Annotated in this window: 16 protein-coding genes; 4 read left to right on the top strand and 12 right to left on the bottom strand. The window is 67.2% G+C overall.

What is annotated here, in order from left to right:
- Positions 1-16: 16 nt before the first annotated feature.
- The 4 genes from JQN66_RS10985 to JQN66_RS11000 all read right to left on the bottom strand — a co-directional run bounded on the left by JQN66_RS10985 (position 17) and on the right by JQN66_RS11000 (position 5,556).
- Entirely contained in the window at positions 17-1,705 is a 1,689-nt protein-coding gene (locus JQN66_RS10985) for a dipeptide ABC transporter ATP-binding protein (RefSeq protein WP_188946648.1), read from the bottom strand.
- Positions 1,702-2,679 (bottom strand): ABC transporter permease, encoded by a 978-nt coding sequence (locus tag JQN66_RS10990; RefSeq protein ID WP_204674956.1) that lies wholly within the window; start codon positions 2,677-2,679, stop codon positions 1,702-1,704. Before JQN66_RS10990 ends, JQN66_RS10985 begins: the two co-directional genes overlap by 4 nt.
- Before the next feature lie 2 nt (positions 2,680-2,681).
- On the bottom strand, positions 2,682-3,779 hold the full coding sequence (locus tag JQN66_RS10995) for an ABC transporter permease (protein ID WP_420870928.1): 1,098 nt from the start codon (positions 3,777-3,779) through the stop codon (positions 2,682-2,684).
- Between the two features lie 136 nt (positions 3,780-3,915).
- Positions 3,916-5,556, bottom strand: a complete 1,641-nt coding sequence (locus JQN66_RS11000; protein WP_188946645.1) for an ABC transporter substrate-binding protein — start codon at positions 5,554-5,556, stop codon at positions 3,916-3,918.
- 226 nt (positions 5,557-5,782) lie between these two features.
- Here JQN66_RS11000 and JQN66_RS11005 point away from each other — a divergent pair, with 226 nt between their 5' ends.
- Positions 5,783-6,142 carry a hypothetical protein gene (locus JQN66_RS11005; protein WP_204674959.1) on the top strand — a complete coding sequence of 120 codons (360 nt, stop codon included), beginning with the start codon at positions 5,783-5,785 and terminating at the stop codon, positions 6,140-6,142.
- Between the two features lie 140 nt (positions 6,143-6,282).
- Here JQN66_RS11005 and JQN66_RS11010 read toward each other — a convergent pair whose 3' ends face one another.
- Together JQN66_RS11010 and JQN66_RS11015 are read right to left on the bottom strand one after the other, a co-directional pair.
- A complete protein-coding gene (locus JQN66_RS11010) occupies positions 6,283-6,930 on the bottom strand; it encodes a hypothetical protein (protein WP_204674961.1) in 648 nt (215 codons plus the stop codon).
- A 284-nt stretch (positions 6,931-7,214) separates the two neighbouring features.
- On the bottom strand, positions 7,215-8,225 hold the full coding sequence (locus tag JQN66_RS11015) for an LLM class flavin-dependent oxidoreductase (protein ID WP_204674963.1): 1,011 nt from the start codon (positions 8,223-8,225) through the stop codon (positions 7,215-7,217).
- A gap of 197 nt (positions 8,226-8,422) precedes the next feature.
- On the opposite strand from JQN66_RS11015, the gene JQN66_RS11020 reads away from it, so the two are divergent.
- Positions 8,423-8,932, top strand: a complete 510-nt coding sequence (locus JQN66_RS11020) for an SRPBCC domain-containing protein (protein ID WP_204674965.1) — start codon at positions 8,423-8,425, stop codon at positions 8,930-8,932.
- On the opposite strand, the gene JQN66_RS11025 is transcribed toward JQN66_RS11020, so the two are convergent.
- The 3 genes from JQN66_RS11025 to JQN66_RS11035 are packed head-to-tail and all read right to left on the bottom strand — an operon-like array spanning position 8,929 to position 13,426.
- A complete protein-coding gene (locus tag JQN66_RS11025) occupies positions 8,929-11,634 on the bottom strand; it encodes a multicopper oxidase domain-containing protein (RefSeq protein WP_204674967.1) in 2,706 nt (901 codons plus the stop codon). The two genes, JQN66_RS11020 and JQN66_RS11025, sit on opposite strands and share 4 nt — an antisense overlap.
- Positions 11,631-12,764 carry a hypothetical protein gene (locus JQN66_RS11030; RefSeq protein WP_204674969.1) on the bottom strand — a complete coding sequence of 378 codons (1,134 nt, stop codon included), beginning with the start codon at positions 12,762-12,764 and terminating at the stop codon, positions 11,631-11,633. The genes JQN66_RS11025 and JQN66_RS11030 overlap by 4 nt, the downstream gene beginning before the upstream one ends.
- Positions 12,761-13,426, bottom strand: coding sequence for a helix-turn-helix transcriptional regulator (locus JQN66_RS11035; RefSeq protein WP_204674971.1), 666 nt, complete (start codon positions 13,424-13,426; stop codon positions 12,761-12,763). Before JQN66_RS11035 ends, JQN66_RS11030 begins: the two co-directional genes overlap by 4 nt.
- 142 nt (positions 13,427-13,568) lie before the next feature.
- Here JQN66_RS11035 and JQN66_RS11040 point away from each other — a divergent pair, with 142 nt between their 5' ends.
- Complete coding sequence (locus tag JQN66_RS11040; protein ID WP_204674972.1) at positions 13,569-13,883, top strand: DUF2249 domain-containing protein; 315 nt, start codon at positions 13,569-13,571, stop codon at positions 13,881-13,883.
- A gap of 96 nt (positions 13,884-13,979) precedes the next feature.
- Here the strand turns inward: JQN66_RS11040 and mnmA are convergent, their stop codons facing one another.
- From mnmA to JQN66_RS11055, 3 genes are read right to left on the bottom strand one after another with little or no spacing between them, the layout of a single operon-like run.
- Positions 13,980-15,116 (bottom strand): tRNA 2-thiouridine(34) synthase MnmA, encoded by a 1,137-nt coding sequence (gene mnmA / locus JQN66_RS11045; protein WP_204674975.1) that lies wholly within the window; start codon positions 15,114-15,116, stop codon positions 13,980-13,982.
- Positions 15,113-16,348, bottom strand: coding sequence for a cysteine desulfurase family protein (locus tag JQN66_RS11050; RefSeq protein ID WP_204674977.1), 1,236 nt, complete (start codon positions 16,346-16,348; stop codon positions 15,113-15,115). Before JQN66_RS11050 ends, mnmA begins: the two co-directional genes overlap by 4 nt.
- Before the next feature lie 29 nt (positions 16,349-16,377).
- Entirely contained in the window at positions 16,378-17,184 is an 807-nt protein-coding gene (locus JQN66_RS11055) for a hypothetical protein (protein WP_204674979.1), read from the bottom strand.
- A 114-nt stretch (positions 17,185-17,298) separates the two neighbouring features.
- Here JQN66_RS11055 and folP point away from each other — a divergent pair, with 114 nt between their 5' ends.
- Positions 17,299-18,225 carry a dihydropteroate synthase gene (gene folP, locus JQN66_RS11060; RefSeq protein WP_204674980.1) on the top strand — a complete coding sequence of 309 codons (927 nt, stop codon included), beginning with the start codon at positions 17,299-17,301 and terminating at the stop codon, positions 18,223-18,225.
- Positions 18,226-18,228 lie beyond the last annotated feature (3 nt).

Here is an 18,228-nt window from a genome sequence, read left to right on the forward strand (position 1 = left end):
CGGGGGGGGGCAGGGCTCAGCCCCTGGCGTTCAGCTCCTCGATGCGGGCGCGGCGCTGGGCCTGCTCGCGCGGGTCGGGAACCGGCAGCGAGGCAATCAGCCGCTGGGTGTAGTCGTTGCGCGGGTTGGCCAGCACCTGCGAGCCCAGCCCCTCCTCCAGCAGCGTCCCGCGGAACAGCACGCCGACCCAGGTGGCCAGCTGGTCCACGACCGCCAGGTCGTGGGAGACGAACAGGGCTGCGAAGCCCAGCTCGGTCTGCAGCTCGCGGAACAACTCCAGCACCTTGGCCTGCACCGACACGTCCAGCGCGCTGGTCGGCTCGTCGGCGATCAGCAGCTTGGGCTCCAGCGCCAGGGCGCGGGCCAGCGAGGCGCGCTGGCGCTGGCCGCCGGAGAGCTCATGCGGGTAGCGGTTGGCGAAGCCCGAGGGCAGCTGCACCGCTTCCAGCAGCTGGGCGACCTTGGCGCGGGTGGCCGAGGCGCCCAGTTCGCGGTGCACCGTCAGCGGTTCGGCGACGCATTCGCCGATGGTCAGGTGCGGGTTGAAGCTGGCGGCCGGGTCCTGGAACACGAAGCCGATCTGCTCGCGCAGCGGCTTGAAGCTGCGTTCCTTGAAGTCCGCCATTTCGTAGCCCAGCACCTTCAGCGATCCGGAGGTCATCCGGTTCAGGCCGGCGATGGTGCGCCCGATGGTGGTCTTGCCGGAGCCGGATTCGCCGACCAGGCCGTAGACTTCCCCGGCGTGGATCTTCAGATCGACCTTGTCCACGGCGGTGAAGCCGGGGGCGCCGAAGCGTCCCGGGAAGTGGACCACCAGGTCCTTGGCCTCGACCAGCACCTCGGCGCCGGCGACCGGGCGTTCGGTCATGCCCTCGGAAGCGCTTTCGCGGCCCAGGTGCGGCACGGCGGCCAGCAGCGCTCGGGTGTAGTCCTCCTGCGGGGTCTCGAAGAGGGTCAGCGCCGGCGCCTCCTCCACGATCTTTCCCTGGTTCATCACGATCACTCGGTCCGCGATGTCGGCGACCACCCCCATGTTGTGGGTGATGATCACGATCGCGGTGCCCAGCTCGTTGCGCAGCTCGCGCAGCAGGGCCAGGATTTCCGCCTGCACGGTGACGTCCAGCGCAGTGGTCGGCTCGTCGGCCACGATCAGCCCGGGCTTCAGCGCCAGCGCGGCGGCGATCACCACACGCTGCTTCTGGCCGCCGGAGAACTGGTGCGGGTAGTAGTCCACCCGCTGCTCGGGGTCCGGGATGCCGACCTGGCGCATGGCCTCGATGGCGCGCGCCTTGGCTTCCTTCTTGGAGATCTTGTTGTGGGCGCGGATGCCCTCCATGATCTGCCAGCCCACGGTGTAGACCGGGTTCAACGCGGTGGAGGGTTCCTGGAAGACCATGGCGACGTCCCGGCCGCGGGCGGCGCGCAGGTCCGCCCCGTGCAGGGTCAGCATGTCCTTGCCGTTGAGGTACACGGCTCCGCTGGCGGCTCCGTTCTCCGCCATGATGCCCAGCGCGGTGCGCGCTGTCACGGACTTGCCGGATCCGGATTCGCCGACGATGGCAAGGATTTCCCCGGCCTTGACCGTGAAGTCCACGCCGCGCACGGCGGGCACCGCACCTGCGTCGGTGACGAAGTCGATGTTCAAGCCCTCGACGCGCAGTACTGCGTCGCGGTCTTCGGTGATGGTTGGCGCTGCGTGGCTCATGCTCCGACTCCTGCCTCGGTGATGCGCTTGGCCTTCTTGCGGCTGAAGCGGCGCAGGCGCGGGTCGTTCAAATCATTCATGGATTCGCCGACCAGGGTCATGCCCAGCACGGTGACCACGATGGCCAGGCCCGGGAACAGGCCGGTCCACCAGATGCCGCTGGTGGCGTCCGACATCGCGCGGTTCAGGTCGTAACCCCATTCCGAGGCGCTGGTCGGCTCGATGCCGAAGCCCAGGAAGCCCAGGCCCGCCAGCGTCAGCAGCGCTTCGGTGGCGTTCAGCGTGAAAATCAGCGGCAGCGTGCGGGTGGCGTTGCGCAGCAGGTGGGTGAACATGACCCGCCACGGGCTGGCGCCGATGACCTGCGCGGATTCCACGAACGGCTCGGCCTTCAGGCGCATCACCTCGGCGCGCACCACGCGGAAGTACTGCGGGATGAACACCACGGTGATGGAGATGGCCGCGGCCATGACGCCGCCGAACACCTTCGACTGGCCCTGCGAGATCACGATGGACATCACGATGGCCAGCAGCAGCGACGGGAAGGCATAGATGGCGTCGGAGAGCATCACCGCGATGCGGTCGAACCAGCCGCCGAGGTAGCCGGAGACCAGGCCCAGCAGCACTCCGAGGAACAACGACATCACCACGGCGGCGATGATCACGAAGATCGCGGTCTGCGCGCCGAAGATGGTGCGGGAGAACACGTCGTAGCCGCCGGAGGTGGTGCCCCAGATGAAGTCCCCGCCCGGGGCGGCCTGGCGCGGGAAGTCGCCGTTGGCGTTGCCGGACTGGGCGAAGCCGAACGGGGCGATCAGCGGCGCAAAGATCGCTGCGATGAGGAACAGGCCGGTGAGGACCAGCCCGCTGATCAGCATGCCGCGCTGGAGCCCGGAGGACATCTTCAGGTGGGAGATGATCGGGAGCTTGTCCACCCAGGACTTGTTGGATGCGGGAAGAGTAGCGGTGCCCATGGTTAGTACCTGACTCTCGGGTCGATCAGTGCGGCCAAGATGTCCACGATGAAGTTGGTGAAGGCGACGATGATCGCCAGCAGCACCACGATGCCCTGGACGGCGACGAAGTCGCGGGCCGTGAGGTACTCGGCCAGCTTGAAGCCCAGGCCCTTCCATTCGAAGGTGGTCTCGGTGAGCACCGCGCCGCCGAGCAGCAGCGCAATCTGCATGCCCATCACGGTGATGATCGGGATCAGCGCCGGACGGTAGGCGTGCTTGGTGGTCAGCCGGAATTCGCTGACGCCGCGCGAACGCCCGGCCTCCACGTATTCGCGGCCCAGGGTGCCGATGGCGTTGGTGCGCACCAGGCGCAGGAACACGCCGCCGGTGAGCAGGCCTAAGGCGATGGCCGGCAGGATGGCGTGCTGGGTGACGTTCACGAACGCGTCCATGTTGCCGCTGCGCAGTGCGTCGAGCCAGTAGATGCCGGTCGGCGCCTGGAGCGTGGTCAGCTGCAGTTCGGTCTGCCAGTCGGCGCGCCCGGCGATCGGCAGCCAGTGCAGCCAGACGCCGAAGATCAGCTTGAGCAGCAGGCCGGCGAAGAAGACCGGGGTGGCGTAGGCCAGGATGGCCAGCACGCGCAGGATGGCGTCCGGGTAGCGGTCGCGGAACTTGGCGGCGACCAGGCCCAGCGGGATGCCCACGATCAGCGCCACGAGCACGGCGTTGATGGCCAGCTCCAGGGTGGCGGCGCCGTAGGTGGTAAGGATGTCGGTGACCGCGGTGTTGTCGGTCAGGGTGCGGCCCAGGTTGCCGGTGAAGATCTGCCCCAGGTACTCGAAGTACTGGATGAACAGCGGCCGGTCGTATCCGGCTTCATGGATGCGTTCGGCAAGCTGGTCCGGGGTCAGGCGCCCGCCCAGTGCGGCGGTGATCGGGTCGCCGGTCACGCGCATCAGGAAGAAGACCACCGTGATGAGGATGAAGACGGTGGGGATGATCAGCAGAAAGCGCGTGATCACGTAGCGGAGGAACCCCCCGCCCTTCTGCTTGGCTGGCTTGGGTGCCGCCAGCGGGCTGGGAACTTGTCCCGGTGGAGACGTGATGGTCATCGTCAATCCTTTGGAAATCGCAAAATACGTGCGTTGCGCCGGGAGATCCCCGGGCGCAGATTTAGGGGATCCGCCGCGCGGGATCCGGTGGATTCCGCGCGGCGAACCCCCTGGGGTTCAGGTCAAGCCAGTGCGCTGATGCTTACTTGCTCAGAACGCCCAAGCGGAACTTGAACGACGGGTCCAGGGTCTTCTCGACGCCCTGCACGTCCTTGCCCGCCACGGCGACCTGCGCGCCCTGCAGCAGCGGCAGGGTGGAGAGGTCCTTGGCGACCATGGTCTGCAGGTCCTCGATGGCCTTGGTGCGCTCGGCCGCGTCGGCCATGCCGCGCTGCTCCGAGATCAGCTTGTCGACCGCCGGGTTGTCGTAGTTGTTCGACAGGAAGTTGTCCTTGGCGAAGAACGGCGACAGGTAGTTGTCGGCGTCCGAGTAGTCAGGGAACCAGCCCAGCTGGTAGGCCGGGTAGTCGGTGACGCGCTGCTTCTGGTAGGTGACCCATTCGGTGGACTTCAGGTCGACCTTGAACAGGCCGTCGGCCTCCAGCTGCTTCTTCACCAGGGCGTACTCGTCGCCCGAGCTCGGGCCGTAGTGGTCCGGGTTGTACTGCAGCGGCAGGCTGACCGGGATGTCGACGCCGGCATCCTCCAAGACCTTCTTCGCCTTGGCGGCATCCGGCTTGCCGTCGGTGCCGTACAGCTCCTTCAACGGCTCGATGGCGCCGGTGAAGCCCTGCGGCACGTAGGAGTAGGCCGGGGTGTAGGTGCCCTTGTAGACCTCGCTGGCGATGGCCTCGCGGTCGATCAGGTTCGCGGCGGCCTGGCGCACGGCCAGCGACTTCGCGGCGTCCGCGTCCGCGGTCTTGGCGCCGTACGGCATGGTGTCGAAGTTGAACACGATGTAGCGCAGCTCGCCGCCCGGCCCCTTGTGGACCACGAGGTTGCTGTCCTTGCCCAAGTCCTCCACATCGGTCGGGGTCAGCGAACGATACGCGACATCGATGTTGCCCTGCTGGACATCCAGCTTCAGGTTGTTCGAATCCGCGTAGTACTTGATGGCGGCCGACTTGTTGGCCGGTGCGCCGAGCACGCCGGCGTAGGCGTCGTTGGCCGACATCGAGATCAGGCTGTTCTTGTTGTACGAGTCGATCACGTACTGGCCGCCGAAGGCCTTGCCTGCGACGATTTCCTCATCGGCCATCACCTTGTCGGCAGGGAAGACCTCGTCATCCACGATCGGGCCGACCGGCGAGGTGAGCACCTGCGGGAAGGTCTGGTCGTTGGCGACCTTGAGCTTGAAGACCACGGTAGTGGCATCCGGTGCGGTGATGGACTCGACGTTGCCCAGCAGCGAGGACGGACCGTTGGGGTCCGCGATCTTCAGCTGGCGGTCGAAGGTGAACTTCACGTCCTTCGAGTCCAGATCGTTGCCGTTGGCCCACTTCAACCCCGGCTTCAGCTTCACGGTGAATTCCTTGTCCGAGGTGAACTCGGCGGACTCGGCCAGGTCGTTCGACGGTTCAGGGCTGCCCGGCTCGGAGTTCAGCAGGAACGGGAAGATCTGGTTCATGACCATGAATGAACCGTTGTCATAGGAGCCGGCCGGGTCGAGCGAGGTGACCTTGTCCGTGGTTCCCAGGGTGATCGGCGCGCCTGATGCGTCGCCGCTTGGCGCACCTGATGCGTCGCCGTCGTTGGAGGCGGAAGAGGTGCAGCCGGTCAGTGCGAGGGCGGAAATTCCCAAAGCGGCCGCGGCGAGTCGCAGCCCGTTCTTCTTGCGAGTCATGAAGTGATCCTTAATCTGTGAGCATGCTTGCGGTGATTGAAAACACATGCTTCACATAGACTAAGTGATACAGCCCACCTATGACCAATAGCACACTGGGTCAAGTCGCAAAAATTTCACTTCCGGGCCTGATTTCGATGCTTTGGCTCACAGCTTCCGTGCCTGACGTCCAGTTTCCCACCCGGCTTGGATGCGCGGGCGCACCGGTAGATTAGGCTGGTAGGCGATGATGACACGTAGAGACGCCGCCATTGCGTTGGATATCCCCCTAGAAATGGCCAAGAAGCACGGCATCCCTTCGAAGATGAGCGAAGCCGAGTTCCGCGAGCTGAATTCAAATCCGCCGGCATGGCTGGCCCAGTCCCGCGCCAACCGGACCGGCAAGCGCCCGGTCTGGGTGCATCTGGTCTGCGAAGTATGCGGCTCCGAGGACTACGAACGACCAAAGAAATGGTGGCCGACCTTTGACTTCGTGCACTGCTCTCATCACTCCCCCGCCCAGCTGCCGAAACTGGAAGCCGGCCGGACACGGGTCGAGTACCCGGATATCTCCGCGCGCATGTACGGCATCGTCGACGAGGACTAGCAACCGCTTGCAGGGCCCGTGACCCTTGGCTGCTAATCCAACGTCGAGAAAACCCTGCGGTGCCTGCCGTCCCGAGGGACGGCAGGCACCGCAGGGTTCTTTTCGCTTCGCTCCTGGCTCCATCCGGTCAGCGCGTGCGATCAGGCCTGACGGCTTTCCATGTACTTGAGGATTTCCACCTGGACGTCCAGCAAATCCTGGTTCGTGAAGTCCAGAACCACGGCGTCTCCGGCCATGGCCCCCAAGCCGCCGGCTCCGATGCTCAGCTTCCCCTTGACCAGCAGCGGGCCGCTCAGGCTTGGCGGGCCGTCAAGGTCCAGGGATTCCTTCTTGTTGAGCAGGAAAGCCCCGACCTCCTCGGTCTGAGGGGTGCTGAACGCCATCCCCATCGAGGCGAAGGACTCATATTCGAGCGCTTCCTCCTCCCACTGGAATGTCAGCCCCACGGTCGCATGCTTCGTCAGATCAGACGACCCCCTCGCGGCAGCTTCCGTGACCCAAATGCAGCTCACGTCCGCTTCCCCGAGGGATCCCATATCAGTTGTCATCGCTTCGTCGGCAAACACCAAGCCCTTAAACAAGTCGCCGCTGAGTTCTGCAACTTCAGCACAACTGGGAAACGACACGTCGCCGCCGCCGGCGTCCGCGGGAGGACCTGCCGAAGGTGTCGTTTCGGTACCAGCCGCTGCTTCGGCCAGCGGTGGCGTCGGATCGGCGTTGCTGCAGGCGCTCAGGGATACCCCCAGCAGCAGGGCAGCCCAGACGGACAGCAATTTTCGTGCGCGCATAAAACCTTCCAATAGATAGTCGGTGCATCATGTGGCATCTGCCTGCATCGCCTAGGAGATCAGGCACCCACCTGAGGCGATACGGGCAACAAGCTATCATCAAGCGTTTGACGATGCGAGTATGTGCGGCAGATTTCCTCCACGGGGCATAAGATTTCATTTTTCCCCGCCGCCTGCGCTAGCTCCGGCGAATCGCCGCCCGAAATGCGCAACGGGCCCCTCGGCCTTCCGGATCATCCGCGGAAGGCCGAGGGGCCCAAATGCTCCGGAACCCGGAACGGCGGCTACTTCCAGCCGATGTCCTTGACGACCTTCGTAATGTTGGCCATCACATGCTCGTTGTATTCAACGCCCAGCTGGTTCGGCAGGGCGAAAAGCAGGTAGTCGGCTTCGGACATCGCCGCGTCGCGGGTGAACAGCTCGGCCAGCTCATCCAGGGATCCCCCATAGGTCGGACCCGAGCGTGCCCGCATGCCTTCGATCTGCCCGACGGAGTCCCCGCGTTCGCGGCGCCCGAAGTACAAGTCGTCGGTATCGGTGATCACCGGGAAGGCGCTGCGCGTTACCGCGGCCTGCCCGCCGGTGGTGTGCCCGCTGGCGTTGTAGGAATCCAGATAGCGGCGGATCTGGTCGCGCTGGGCGATGTGGAAGGGACGCCCGTCGTCCTCCAGCAGCAGGGTCGAGGACAGCAGGTTCATGCCTTCTCGACCGGCCCACTCAGCGGTCTCGAATCCCGCCGCGCCCCACCAGATGCGGTTTTCCAACCCCGGGGAAACCGGGGTGATCGGCAGCAGCTGGCCGCCGTGTTGCTCGGGATGCACCGGGCGGGCAATCGGCGTGCCGGCAATGGCTTCGCGGAAGGTGGCTGCGCGTTCGCGGGTCACGCTGGACCAGCTCTCCCCCTCGCCCAGCGTGTAGCCGAACAGCTCCTGGCCGTTGGCTGCGGGCTCGGGTGAACCACGGCTGATGCCAAGCTGCATGCGGCCGCGGGCGACGGCGTCGGTCACCGCGGCTTCCTCCGCCATGTACAGGGGGTTCTCGTAGCGCATGTCGATCACTCCGGTGCCGACCTCAAGTGTGGTCGTCGAGGCGGCCATGGCCGCCAGCAGGGGGAACGGGGCGGACAGCGAACAGTCGAAGTGGTGCACCCGCAGCCAGGCTCCGTCGAAGCCGCTGCGCTCAGCGGCCTGCGCCAGCTCCACCATCTGCCGCACCGCGGCGGCACCCGTGGGAACCGCGGAGTTTGCAGTGCCCGACCAGTGGCCGAAGGTCAGGAAACCAATTTTCTTTGGCATGTCATCTCCGTTTGAACAAAGTCGGTGGTCTTTTCACCTACCAGTCACAATAGTAATTGACGCGTCAATATTCCTGTTATGAGTACGCTCACAACATGCCCCTGCCCGCAGGCCGATCCCCCTGAGAGGCCCTTGCATTCGCCCGTCGCAGTGCCAATAATTGCGAGCAACTAGCCGAACCGAGGAAAAGCGGCGCAATGAATGCACTTGTCCATGAGACCATCACGCTGAGCAGGCGCATCCCCTTTCCCCGCGCCGAGGTCTGGAATGCCTATGCCGACCCCGCGCGCCGCTGCGTGTGGGGCGTACCGGCAGGGGAAGGCATCGAGTACGCCGCCGAGGACTTCCGCGAAGGCGGACGCGAGAGCTACCGCTGCGGTCCGCTGGGTTCCCTGGATTTCCTCGTCGAGGCGCAGTACCTCCGCGTGGTCGAGCAGCAGCTGATCGTCTATGCGGAAACCGTGTGGACCAACGAGACACCGCTGTCCTCCGCACTGGTCTCCTGGACCTTGGAGCCGTTGGGCGGCGCGACGCAGGTGGCTGTTACCAGCCAGGTGACCTCTTTCGTCGGAGCGGGCACGATCGAGGGCAGCCGTTCCGGTCACCGCATCGTGCTGGCGCAGCTCGGCAGGTTCCTTGCCGACGCTGCCGCTGACGCTCCGGACCCGGGCGGCATGGAAGGACCCGGGGGCTACGGCGAGCGCTAGTTCGGATCAGAAACCCTGATCATGCCGTGCGCCCCCTTCTCGCCGTCCGACATGTAGTGCGTGACGAACGGGTAGTTCCCGGCCTCGGGCAGCGCCAGCTCCACGAATCCTCCCTGCGCGGGGGCCAAGGCCAGGGATTGGGAACCCCCGCCGGTTCGATCGCGGGCGTCCAGCTGGTAGGCGCCTTCGAAGTACACGGTGTCGAACTGGCCGCCGATCACGTGGAAGCTGCTGGGCCTGTTGGGGCCCGCGGCGAGTACCCAGATGCGGATGCGTTCACCGGTGGCAACCTGCAGCGGGTCGAAGGAGTATTGATTTGCATAGCCGTTGAACACCACCAGGTCGGGGTTCCCTCCTGCGATCTTGTCCACGTCCACCGGTTGCCCTTCCGCGCCGAGGTAGTACTCGGACTGCACCATCACATACGACTTGTCCACCGCGGGCAGGTCCTCGGGTTCGATGATGACCGCTCCGTACATGCCGTTGGCGATGTGCGCGCTCATGGGTGCGGTGGCGCAGTGGTACATCCAGATCCCGGACTTGGTGGCGGTGAACGTGTAGGTCAGTTCCTCGCCAGGGGCGATGGTTCGCATCGGTTTGTCCGGGGCCAGGGACCCGGCGTGGAAGTCGATGGAGTGGCCCATGGTGCCGTCGTTGTAGAGCGTGATTTCGAATTTGTCGCCGATCCGTCCATGCAGGACCGGACCCGGGGCGGTGCCGTTGAAGGTCCACAGGTTCTGCGTGAACCCCGGCGACACTTCGGCCTGAAGCTCGCTGGCCGTGAAGCGTTGCTTGTGCAGCGCCGGCTTGCCGGTGTCCGCAGGCAGTGGATCCAGCACCGGGTTGCGGGCGGTGAATCCGTCCGCGGGCTGGGCCTGCAGGTCGGGTCCCGCGGCCGCGGGCGGCTGGCCAGCATCCTGCAGGTGTCCGTGGGACGTCTCGGGTGCCGTGTCGCCGGGTGCGGCGGCGGCGCCGGTCACCACGATCCGCATCACCATGCCCATCTGCTTGTGCCCGACGATGGAGCACCAGCCCTCCATGTCCGCGGTGATGACCCCGGCGTCCACGGTGGCGCTCTGGCCCGGCGCCAGGCGCCCGGAGTCGCTCCCGTTGGCCAGCACCAGGTCGTGGACCTGCGTGGCATCGGTGTTGGCCAATTCGATGACCAGCCGTGTTCCTGCTTCCACCTCGATGGTGGAAGGTGTGAACCGCATGTCCTTGGCGGTCATCTGCACGGTCTTGACCGGTGCGTTGGCAGGGTCGACCGGCTGCTGCGCGGTGGAAGCGGCCGGCGGGCGGATCCCGGCGGCCGCGGGATCCAGCGCTACGCCGACGGCGATCACCAGCACAACCGACATCAGACCTGCGGCCGCCTGGCCCAGGCGTTGGCCGGGCGGGCGGGCGCCTTCGGGTTCCACCGGGCCGCGCTCGCGGGCCCTCGGCTGGCCTGCGGATTCCGCGGCTTCTTTCTTGGCCAAGCGATGGGCCTTCAAGGCGGTGAAGAGCAAGGGGATGAAGCTGCCCATGGCGCCGAGGTAAAGCACCGAGCACAGCACACGCACCAGCGAGGAGACCGGCAGGGCGCAGGCCAGCAAGGCCGCGTTGGCCATGCTCACCCGCCAGGCGGCTCCACGGTCGAAGGCCGTGGCCGCCGCGCGGACCGGGCGCGGCCCGCCGCCCAGCGCCACGGGCACCAGATAGGACAGCGCGCCCAGCAGGATCTGCGCGGCGAAGCCTGCGGCCAGGTACGGCACGATGGTGTCGAAGTGCCGGCCCATCTGCGTCCAGTCGCCGCTGGCAGCCAGGGCGTAGAGCGTCCACACCAGGGTGCCCGTCCACCAGCAGACCGCGGACAGGACCGACAAGGTGGCGAAGCTGCGCGGCGGCTTGGCCCTGGCGGCATGGATGAACGGCGAGGCCGTCATTCCCAGCCCTGCCAGATAGCCGAGCACACCCAGGGCTGCCACCAGCAGCAGTCCCGCGGCCGCCCCGCCCGCGGCCACCAGCACCGAGGCTGCGAGTACCGGCAGCGCCCGGCGCAGGCGCACCGCGGCATTGGGGGCGATGCGGGTGCGCAGCATCGTGGGCCACAGCGTGATCAGGGTTCCGGCGACGGTCAGCCCGACCCAGCCCAGCAGGTTCACCAGTGCATGGGCCAAGGTCAGCCGCTCATGCAGCGGAGAAGCGAGCCCGGCGGAAATCCAGGTTCCCAGCCCGGCGCCGATCGGCAGGAAGCAGGCGGCGGCGATGTAGTAGCGCACGCTCGCGGCATAGGGCGAGGGCAGCGCGCCGCGCAGGCTGCGGTACAGCCAGGCTCCGTGCCAGGCCGCGGCCGCGGCGACCAGCAGCGCACCGGCCAGCGTCAACGGCCACGGTTCGGCAAGCACCCCGGCAACCACCACGGCGGCGCCGCCGTTCATCAGCCCCAGGCGCAGCGACTGCCAGCGGCGTTCCTGGACGGTCACCACGCGTTTGAGCAGCGCGGTGGCGAAGTACTGCGACCAGACCAGAATGGCGTGGGACAGCGCGCCGAGCAGCAGCAGGTGGATCAGCAGCCAGCGGGGCGCCGGCAGCTGGCGGTGGACCAGCGCGACGACAACCACCAGGATCAGCCACAGCGCCGTGGGCAGGTCGCGCAGCGGCCAGAAACCCCGGCCGGGGACCTTCGCCGCGGCGGGCCCGGTGCTCAACGGCAGGTTCATTTAACGGATTCCTTCCCGGAGGCGGGTGCGGACGCGAGCGCCAGCAACGCGCTGGCGAGGGCCACGAACACGAAAAGCAGCAGCGCGACGACGTTGAGAACACCACCGACCTGCCATGCCAGCTGCCCGCCCAACCCGTTGCCGAGCCACAGGCGGATCACCAAGCCGGCATGCATGAGGATCACCGGCAGCCACATGGCCTGGCGGTAGGGAAGGTCGATGGCCAGTACGGCCGGCAGGATCGTGGGCGCATGGGCCATGATCATGGACATCACGAAGCCCAGGAAAACCGCGTGCACCGCAGTATCATAGGCGCCGGAGCCGGCCGGGTACCCCAGCATCCAGACGACGCCGGCAACCAGCAGCCAGAAGTAGCCGGCCAGCAGGCAGGCCGCCATGTAGCGCGGCGCGCCCGTCAACTTGACGGTGCGCCGCGCGACGTCGTTGACCGCCAGCCAGAGCACCAGTGCGCACAGCACCAGGCCGAAGAGCACGGTCCCGGCTTGGACGAACAGCGTGGACGCCGCGGCGGACATGAGCAGCGCAACGTTGAGGACCACCGCCAGGGCTTGCGAGCGCGAGGTCAACTGGATGCGGGCCAGCTCAACCCGTTCCCCGGCGATGGTCGTCACCAGGAACGCGGCCAGCCACTGCAGCAGCAAGGAGATCTCCACTCCGCCGGCGTACAGCACGGTGGCGCCCAGCCCGGCGCAGGCGCCGAGCATCTGGATCAGCACCGCGTCGGCACGCTGCCTGCGCCACAACGGGTAGTAGGTGGCCAGCAGGGCGGCCATGCCCAGGATCAGCAGCGTTCCGGTCAGCGCCCGGGGCGCGGCGAACAGCTGGCTGCCACCGCCAAGCGCCAGCAGGACGGGCGCCGCGTAGCCCGCGGCCCGCCCCCAGGCCACCGCTCGCTCCAAGGCAATCAGCGCTCCGACAAACCCGAAGACCATGGCCAGCGAATGCGCCGGCCCCCACGCGGCAATCTGCACCGGGGCGGGTACATCCAGCAGGATCAGCGCCGCATCCAGCCCGGCCAGCAGGCACAGGCCGGCCGGGAGCATCAGGGCCAGGCGCCACCGTCCCCGGCGTTTGGGCCTGGACGGCGCAGCATAGGAGGCCGGGCTCATCGTTGCCCCTCGCGCTGTGGCGATAGATCAAGGCGGCAGCCGTGCTCCAGCGCGAAGGGCAGGATCCGGCTTCCTGCAGGATCCCGTCCGTGGGACTGCAGGATCCCCCGCACGATCCCCAGATGCACGTTGCAGATGACCTGCGGGTTCTCCCGGGCCGCGCTGAGCAGCGGGCAGGAGAGCAGCGACACGCTGTGGTCGGCTTCGAGGCGGGGCGCAAAACCGAGCGCAGCCAGCGAGTCGATAACGGCGCCATGGGCATCGCCTTCCCGGGCGGCTTCTGGCAGCGTTGCGCCCCAGCGCTGGCCGGCCTCGATGCCGGCCCGGGCCGGGTTGTCGCTGAGCAGCGCCACCTGGTCGGCCAGTACGTTGGCCAGCGCGGCGAACGGCGAGGGGGTTGGCGCCGCGGCCCGCCAGATCCACGCTGGCCGCCCGCGGCCGGCGGCGGGCGCGGACTCCCGCTGCACGTATCCGTCGGCGAGCAGCGCGTCCAGATGGCTCCGGACGGTGTTCTCATGCAGGCCCATGAACTCGGCCACCTGAGGCAGGCTCAGGCCCTCGCTCCGCATTTCGACCAGCGATAGTATCCGCTCGCGGGTCGACGAGTGAACGCGCCCGCCTCCGCTGCGCCGGGGCGCTCCGCCATCCGGTCCTTTGCCCATGATTCCGCGCCTCCTTGGAGCCAGCTCTTTCCCGCCCCGCTATTTTCCACTAAGTTAAGTGTAATAAAATAAATCGAACCGCACCACGCGGACCGGCATGCGCCCCACGCGGCGACGCCGGACCAGGGCAAGGGAGCAGATCATGGCAGAACGCATCGAGATTTCCGGCAGCAGGGAAGAAGCCCTGAAGCAGCAGGCACCGGGCGGCTGCGCCTGCGGCGGGCATGACGAGGACCTCCCCCAGCTCGATGTCCAGGCGATCCCCCATGCGGTCCGCCACGCGGCCATCTTCGGCGCGCTGGATTCATTGCGGCCCGGCGCAGGCCTGGTGCTGTCGGCCACGCATAATCCGCTGCCGCTGCTGGCCCAGCTGCGGCAGCGCGATGCGACGGCCTTCGAGGTCAGCTACCTCGAAGAAGGCCCGCAGCGGTGGAAGCTCAAGTTCGTGCGCAGCTAGCCGGTCGAAACAGCAATGGCCCCGGCCTGCGCGAAACCTCAACGGGTTTCGCGCAGGCCGGGGCCATCGCTCGTGAAGCGCAATCCTTGGGGCGCGTTATCCGACCTTCGCCGGATCCCAGGCGCTGGAGCGGGCGGAATCGATGGTCGCCTGGCCCAGCACTCGGCTGCCCTGGTAGACGACCATGGTCTGGCCCGGGGCGACGCCGCGCATTCCTTCGGGCAGGTTGACCACCAGTTCGTCGCGGTCCTCGGCCGAGCGTTCCATGTGGGCCACCGCGGCGACCGGGTCGCCGTGGGCGCGCACCTGCACCATGCAGTCGAATTCGGCGCCGCTGGCCACTTCCCCGATGGGCACTCCGGCCCAGGAAATGCGGATGCCGCGCAGCTGGTCCACGGCCAGCAGGGCCTCCGGGCCGACGATGACCTTGTTTTCCTTCGGGCGGATCTCCAGCACGAAGCGCGGCTTGCCGTCCGCAGCCGGGCGGCCCAGGCGCAGCCCCTTGCGCTGCCCGACGGTGAAGGCCTGGGCTCCGGCGTGCTCGCCGAGCTCGTTGCCCTCGTGGTCGACGATCGCGCCGGGCTTCATCTCGATGCGTTCGGCCAGCCAGCCGCGGGTGTCGCCGTCGGGAATGAAGCAGATGTCGTAGCTGTCCGGCTTGTTCGCCACGGTCAGGCCGCGGGCGGCCGCCTCGGCGCGCACCTCGGCCTTGGACGGGGTCTCGGCCAGCGGGAACATGCAGTGCTCCAGCTGCTCGTGGGTCAGCACACCCAGCACATAGGACTGGTCCTTGGCCCAGTCGGCGGCGCGGTGCAGTTCCGGATTGCCCTGCTCGTCGCGCAGCACCTTGGCGTAGTGGCCGGTGCAGACCGCGTCGAAGCCCAGGGCCAGCGCCTTTTCCAGCAGGGCGGCGAACTTGATCTTCTCATTGCAGCGCATGCACGGGTTCGGGGTGCGGCCTGCCTCGTACTCCGAAACGAAGTCGTCCACCACGTCCTCCGCGAAACGGTCGGAGAAATCCCACACGTAGAACGGGATGCCCAGCTTGTCGCAGGCGCGCCAGGCGTCGTTGGAGTCCTCCACCGTGCAGCAGCCGCGCGAGCCGGTGCGCAGGGTTCCGGGCATGCGCGAGAGGGCCAGATGCACGCCGACCACGTCGTGGCCGGCCTCGACCGCACGGGCCGCGGCGACCGCCGAGTCCACGCCGCCGGACATTGCTGCTAGTACCTTCATCGCGTAAAACCCGTTCCTGCCGTGTGGATGCTGCTTTCATCGGCTGCCATTCCAGCCTTCCTTGCCCGCTCATAGGCCTGCGGCAAGGCTTCCAATAATGCGTCAACGTCTGCCCGGGTGGATCTATGCCCCAGTGTGAAACGTTGCACACTGCGCGCCGACCGGGCATCCCGGCCCATGGCCAGCAGCACATGGGAGGGCTGCGGGACCCCGGCGGTGCACGCCGATCCGGTGGAGGAGGCGATCCCCAGCATGTCCAGCACGAACAGCAGCGAATCCCCCTCGCATTCGGGGAAGGTGAAGTGCAGGTTCCCCGGCAGCCGGGCGCCCCGGTTCTCCGCGTCGCGCGGGCCGTTGAGCACCGCCTCGGGGACCAGCTGCGAAATCCGCTGCACCGCGTATTCGCGCAACCCGCTCAGCCGCGCGGCTTCCTCGGCGAGGTGCTCCGCGACTTCCGTGGCGGCCGCGGCGAAGCCTGCCGCCGCCGCCGCGTTCAGCGTTCCCGAGCGCATTTTGCGTTCATGTCCTCCGCCGTGCTGCACCGGCATCAGGGCCACGTCGCGGCGCACCAGCAGTCCGCCGATGCCCACGGGGCCGCCGATCTTGTGGGCGCTGATGGACATCGCCGCCAGCTTCGAGTCCGCGAAGTTCGTCGGCACGGCGCCGAAGGCCTGCACCGCGTCGCTGTGCGCAGGAATCCCGTAACCGGCCAGCAGCGCCGCGAATTCCGGAACCGGCTGCACGGTGCCGACCTCGTTGTTGGCCCACATGATGGTGCCCAGGGCGATGTGTTCGTGGTGTTCTTCCAGCAGGGCGCGCACGGCCTGCAGGTCCAGCACGCCGTCGGCGTCCACCGGCATCCAGCACAGTTCGGCCTGCTCGTGCTCGGCCAGCCAGGTGACGGTATCCAGCACCGCGTGGTGCTCTATCCCGGAAACCAGGATCATCCGCGCCGCCGGGTTGGCGTTCACGCGGTTCCAGAACAGGCCCTTGAGCGCCAGGTTGTCCGATTCGGTGCCGCCGGAGGTGAAGATCAGCTCGCTGGAATGCGCGCCGGCGGCGGCCGCGATCGCGATGCGGGCGTCATCGACCACGCGGTTGGCGCGGCGGCCCGCCGTGTGCAGCGACGAGGGGTTGCCGGTGGCGGCGAACTGCGCGGTGATGGCGGCCAGCGCCGCCGGGGTCATGTCCGTGGTTGCCGCGTGGTCCAGGTATACGGCGGAAGTATTCATATCCCTTCCATGGTACGAGCTTCGCGCTCCTAGTTTGAATGCCCGATCCGTGTGAATTGCCCGACCTCGATGGCTTCGAGGCCCGGATCCTTCAAGATCGCCTCGATCAGCGCGGACGGCCCGCCGACCAACGTGCAGTCGTCATAGGGTTCGGTGGACAGCATCCAGGAGCGGTCCTCCGGGAAGACCAGCGAGGGGCGCTGGCGCTGCTCCCCCGCCGCGGTTTTCGCCCACAGCGGGTCGCTCAAGAACGCCGCATCGGCGCGGAACAGGTGGTAGTTGCGGTAGCCGCCGCCCAGCTCCAGCGGGCCTCCGGCCAGGTCTTCGTCCGCGAAGGCGGGCTTCTGCGCCTCGGCGAGCGCGGCGGCATGGGCCGCGGCATTCTGCTCGTCGTTCAGCGCAGGATCCGGCTCCAGCTCGATCTGGATGCGCTCGCCGCCTTCAATGAAGGCATAGCCCGCCCAGAGGCCCAGCACGAACTCCTGCTTGCCACTGGCCTGGATCAGCTGCAGGGCCAGGTCCTTCCACTGGTTGGCCGGCAGCTCGTCCAGCGGCAGGTCGGTATCCACCCAGGCGTCCTCGGCCACCGGGTTGCCCTGGGCATCCAGTCCGGCAACAGTTTCAAACGAATCGGCGGCGGTCAGCACGTGGCCGCGGCTGGCGGCCACGGTGGACCAGCCCACCTGGCGGTCGTCCTCATCCAGCGCCGGATGGAGGATGCGGGCGTAGCGTTCATAGCCGACCGGCACCTGGGCGGTGACCGTCAGCGGGTCTGCATCGGCGCAGGCGTCGATGATCCATTGGCCGTATTCTGCGGAGACATGGGAAAACTGCATGTCCTAAGACTACCGAGCCATTCCCCTGCCACCGCGGGTTTCGGCTGCCGCAGTGATATGAATGATGAAGTAGGTCCACACCGTCAGCCAGCCACCTCAAGGGAGCCGCCACCGATGTACATGCCAGATCTGTTGGTCCCGATTCATCAGTTCGCCCGCAAGAGCATCGATTTCTCGCGTCGCATCGCGGTCATGGCGGTGATTAACCGCACGCCGGATTCCTTCTACGACGCCGGGTCGACGTTCGGATTGGATGAGGCCGTTTCGGCGGCGCTGCGCGCGGTGGACGCCGGGGCGGACTGGGTGGATATCGGCGGGGTGCCGTTCTCCCCGGGCCCGGAGCTGCCCTGGCGCGAGGAAGCAGAGCGCGTGGTGCCGGTGATCCGCGAGGTGCGCCGGCGCAGCGACGTGGTGATTTCGGCGGACACCTTCCATCCGCTGGTGGCGCAGGCGGCCATCGACGCCGGGGCGGATGTCATCAACGACACCACCGGCCTGGCCTATCCCGAGCTGGCGAAGGTTGTGGCCGCCAACGACGTGCATCTGGTGCTGACCCATTCGCTGGCCAAACCGCGCACCATCTACCCCCGCCCGCACTACGACGACGTGCTCGCCGAGGTGCGCCGCTACCTGCACGAGAAGGTGCAGCTGGCCAAGGGCTTCGGCATCAAGGATTCGAAGCTCATCATCGATCCCGGGCACGACCTGAACAAGAACACCCGGCATACCCTCGACTTGACCGCCGGGTTCCAGGCCATTGCCGAACTGGGCTATCCGGCGCTGGCGGCGGTGTCCAACAAGGACTTCATCGGGGAGACGCTGGACCTGCCGAAGTCCGAACGCATGCTGGGCTCCATGGTCGCGGCCACCATGTGCGCCATGGGCGGGGCGCGGATCCTGCGGATGCACAACATCCCGGAATCCATGCAAACCGTGCGCCTGATCGAAGCCGCCCAGGGCTGGCGCCAGCCGGTGAGGCAGATCCACAATATGGGGGACGTCAATCCCCCGGCGCATCCCGAACGCGAAGCCAGCGCCTAGAGC

Source organism: Glutamicibacter protophormiae (assembly GCF_016894325.1).
Classification (GTDB): domain Bacteria; phylum Actinomycetota; class Actinomycetes; order Actinomycetales; family Micrococcaceae; genus Glutamicibacter; species Glutamicibacter protophormiae.

Excerpts from the sequence above, each read along its gene's own strand:
- JQN66_RS10985 (WP_188946648.1), bottom strand. The coding sequence starts at position 1,705 with ATGAGCCACGCAGCGCCAACCATCACCGAAGACCGCGACGCAGTACTG.
- JQN66_RS10990 (WP_204674956.1), bottom strand. The coding sequence starts at position 2,679 with ATGGGCACCGCTACTCTTCCCGCATCCAACAAGTCCTGGGTGGACAAG.
- JQN66_RS11000 (WP_188946645.1), bottom strand. The coding sequence starts at position 5,556 with ATGACTCGCAAGAAGAACGGGCTGCGACTCGCCGCGGCCGCTTTGGGA.
- JQN66_RS11005 (WP_204674959.1), top strand. The coding sequence starts at position 5,783 with ATGATGACACGTAGAGACGCCGCCATTGCGTTGGATATCCCCCTAGAA.
- JQN66_RS11010 (WP_204674961.1), bottom strand. The coding sequence starts at position 6,930 with ATGCGCGCACGAAAATTGCTGTCCGTCTGGGCTGCCCTGCTGCTGGGG.
- JQN66_RS11015 (WP_204674963.1), bottom strand. The coding sequence starts at position 8,225 with ATGCCAAAGAAAATTGGTTTCCTGACCTTCGGCCACTGGTCGGGCACT.
- JQN66_RS11020 (WP_204674965.1), top strand. The coding sequence starts at position 8,423 with ATGAATGCACTTGTCCATGAGACCATCACGCTGAGCAGGCGCATCCCC.
- JQN66_RS11025 (WP_204674967.1), bottom strand. The coding sequence starts at position 11,634 with ATGAACCTGCCGTTGAGCACCGGGCCCGCCGCGGCGAAGGTCCCCGGC.
- JQN66_RS11030 (WP_204674969.1), bottom strand. The coding sequence starts at position 12,764 with ATGAGCCCGGCCTCCTATGCTGCGCCGTCCAGGCCCAAACGCCGGGGA.
- JQN66_RS11035 (WP_204674971.1), bottom strand. The coding sequence starts at position 13,426 with ATGGGCAAAGGACCGGATGGCGGAGCGCCCCGGCGCAGCGGAGGCGGG.
- JQN66_RS11040 (WP_204674972.1), top strand. The coding sequence starts at position 13,569 with ATGGCAGAACGCATCGAGATTTCCGGCAGCAGGGAAGAAGCCCTGAAG.
- mnmA (WP_204674975.1), bottom strand. The coding sequence starts at position 15,116 with ATGAAGGTACTAGCAGCAATGTCCGGCGGCGTGGACTCGGCGGTCGCC.
- JQN66_RS11050 (WP_204674977.1), bottom strand. The coding sequence starts at position 16,348 with ATGAATACTTCCGCCGTATACCTGGACCACGCGGCAACCACGGACATG.
- JQN66_RS11055 (WP_204674979.1), bottom strand. The coding sequence starts at position 17,184 with ATGCAGTTTTCCCATGTCTCCGCAGAATACGGCCAATGGATCATCGAC.
- folP (WP_204674980.1), top strand. The coding sequence starts at position 17,299 with ATGTACATGCCAGATCTGTTGGTCCCGATTCATCAGTTCGCCCGCAAG.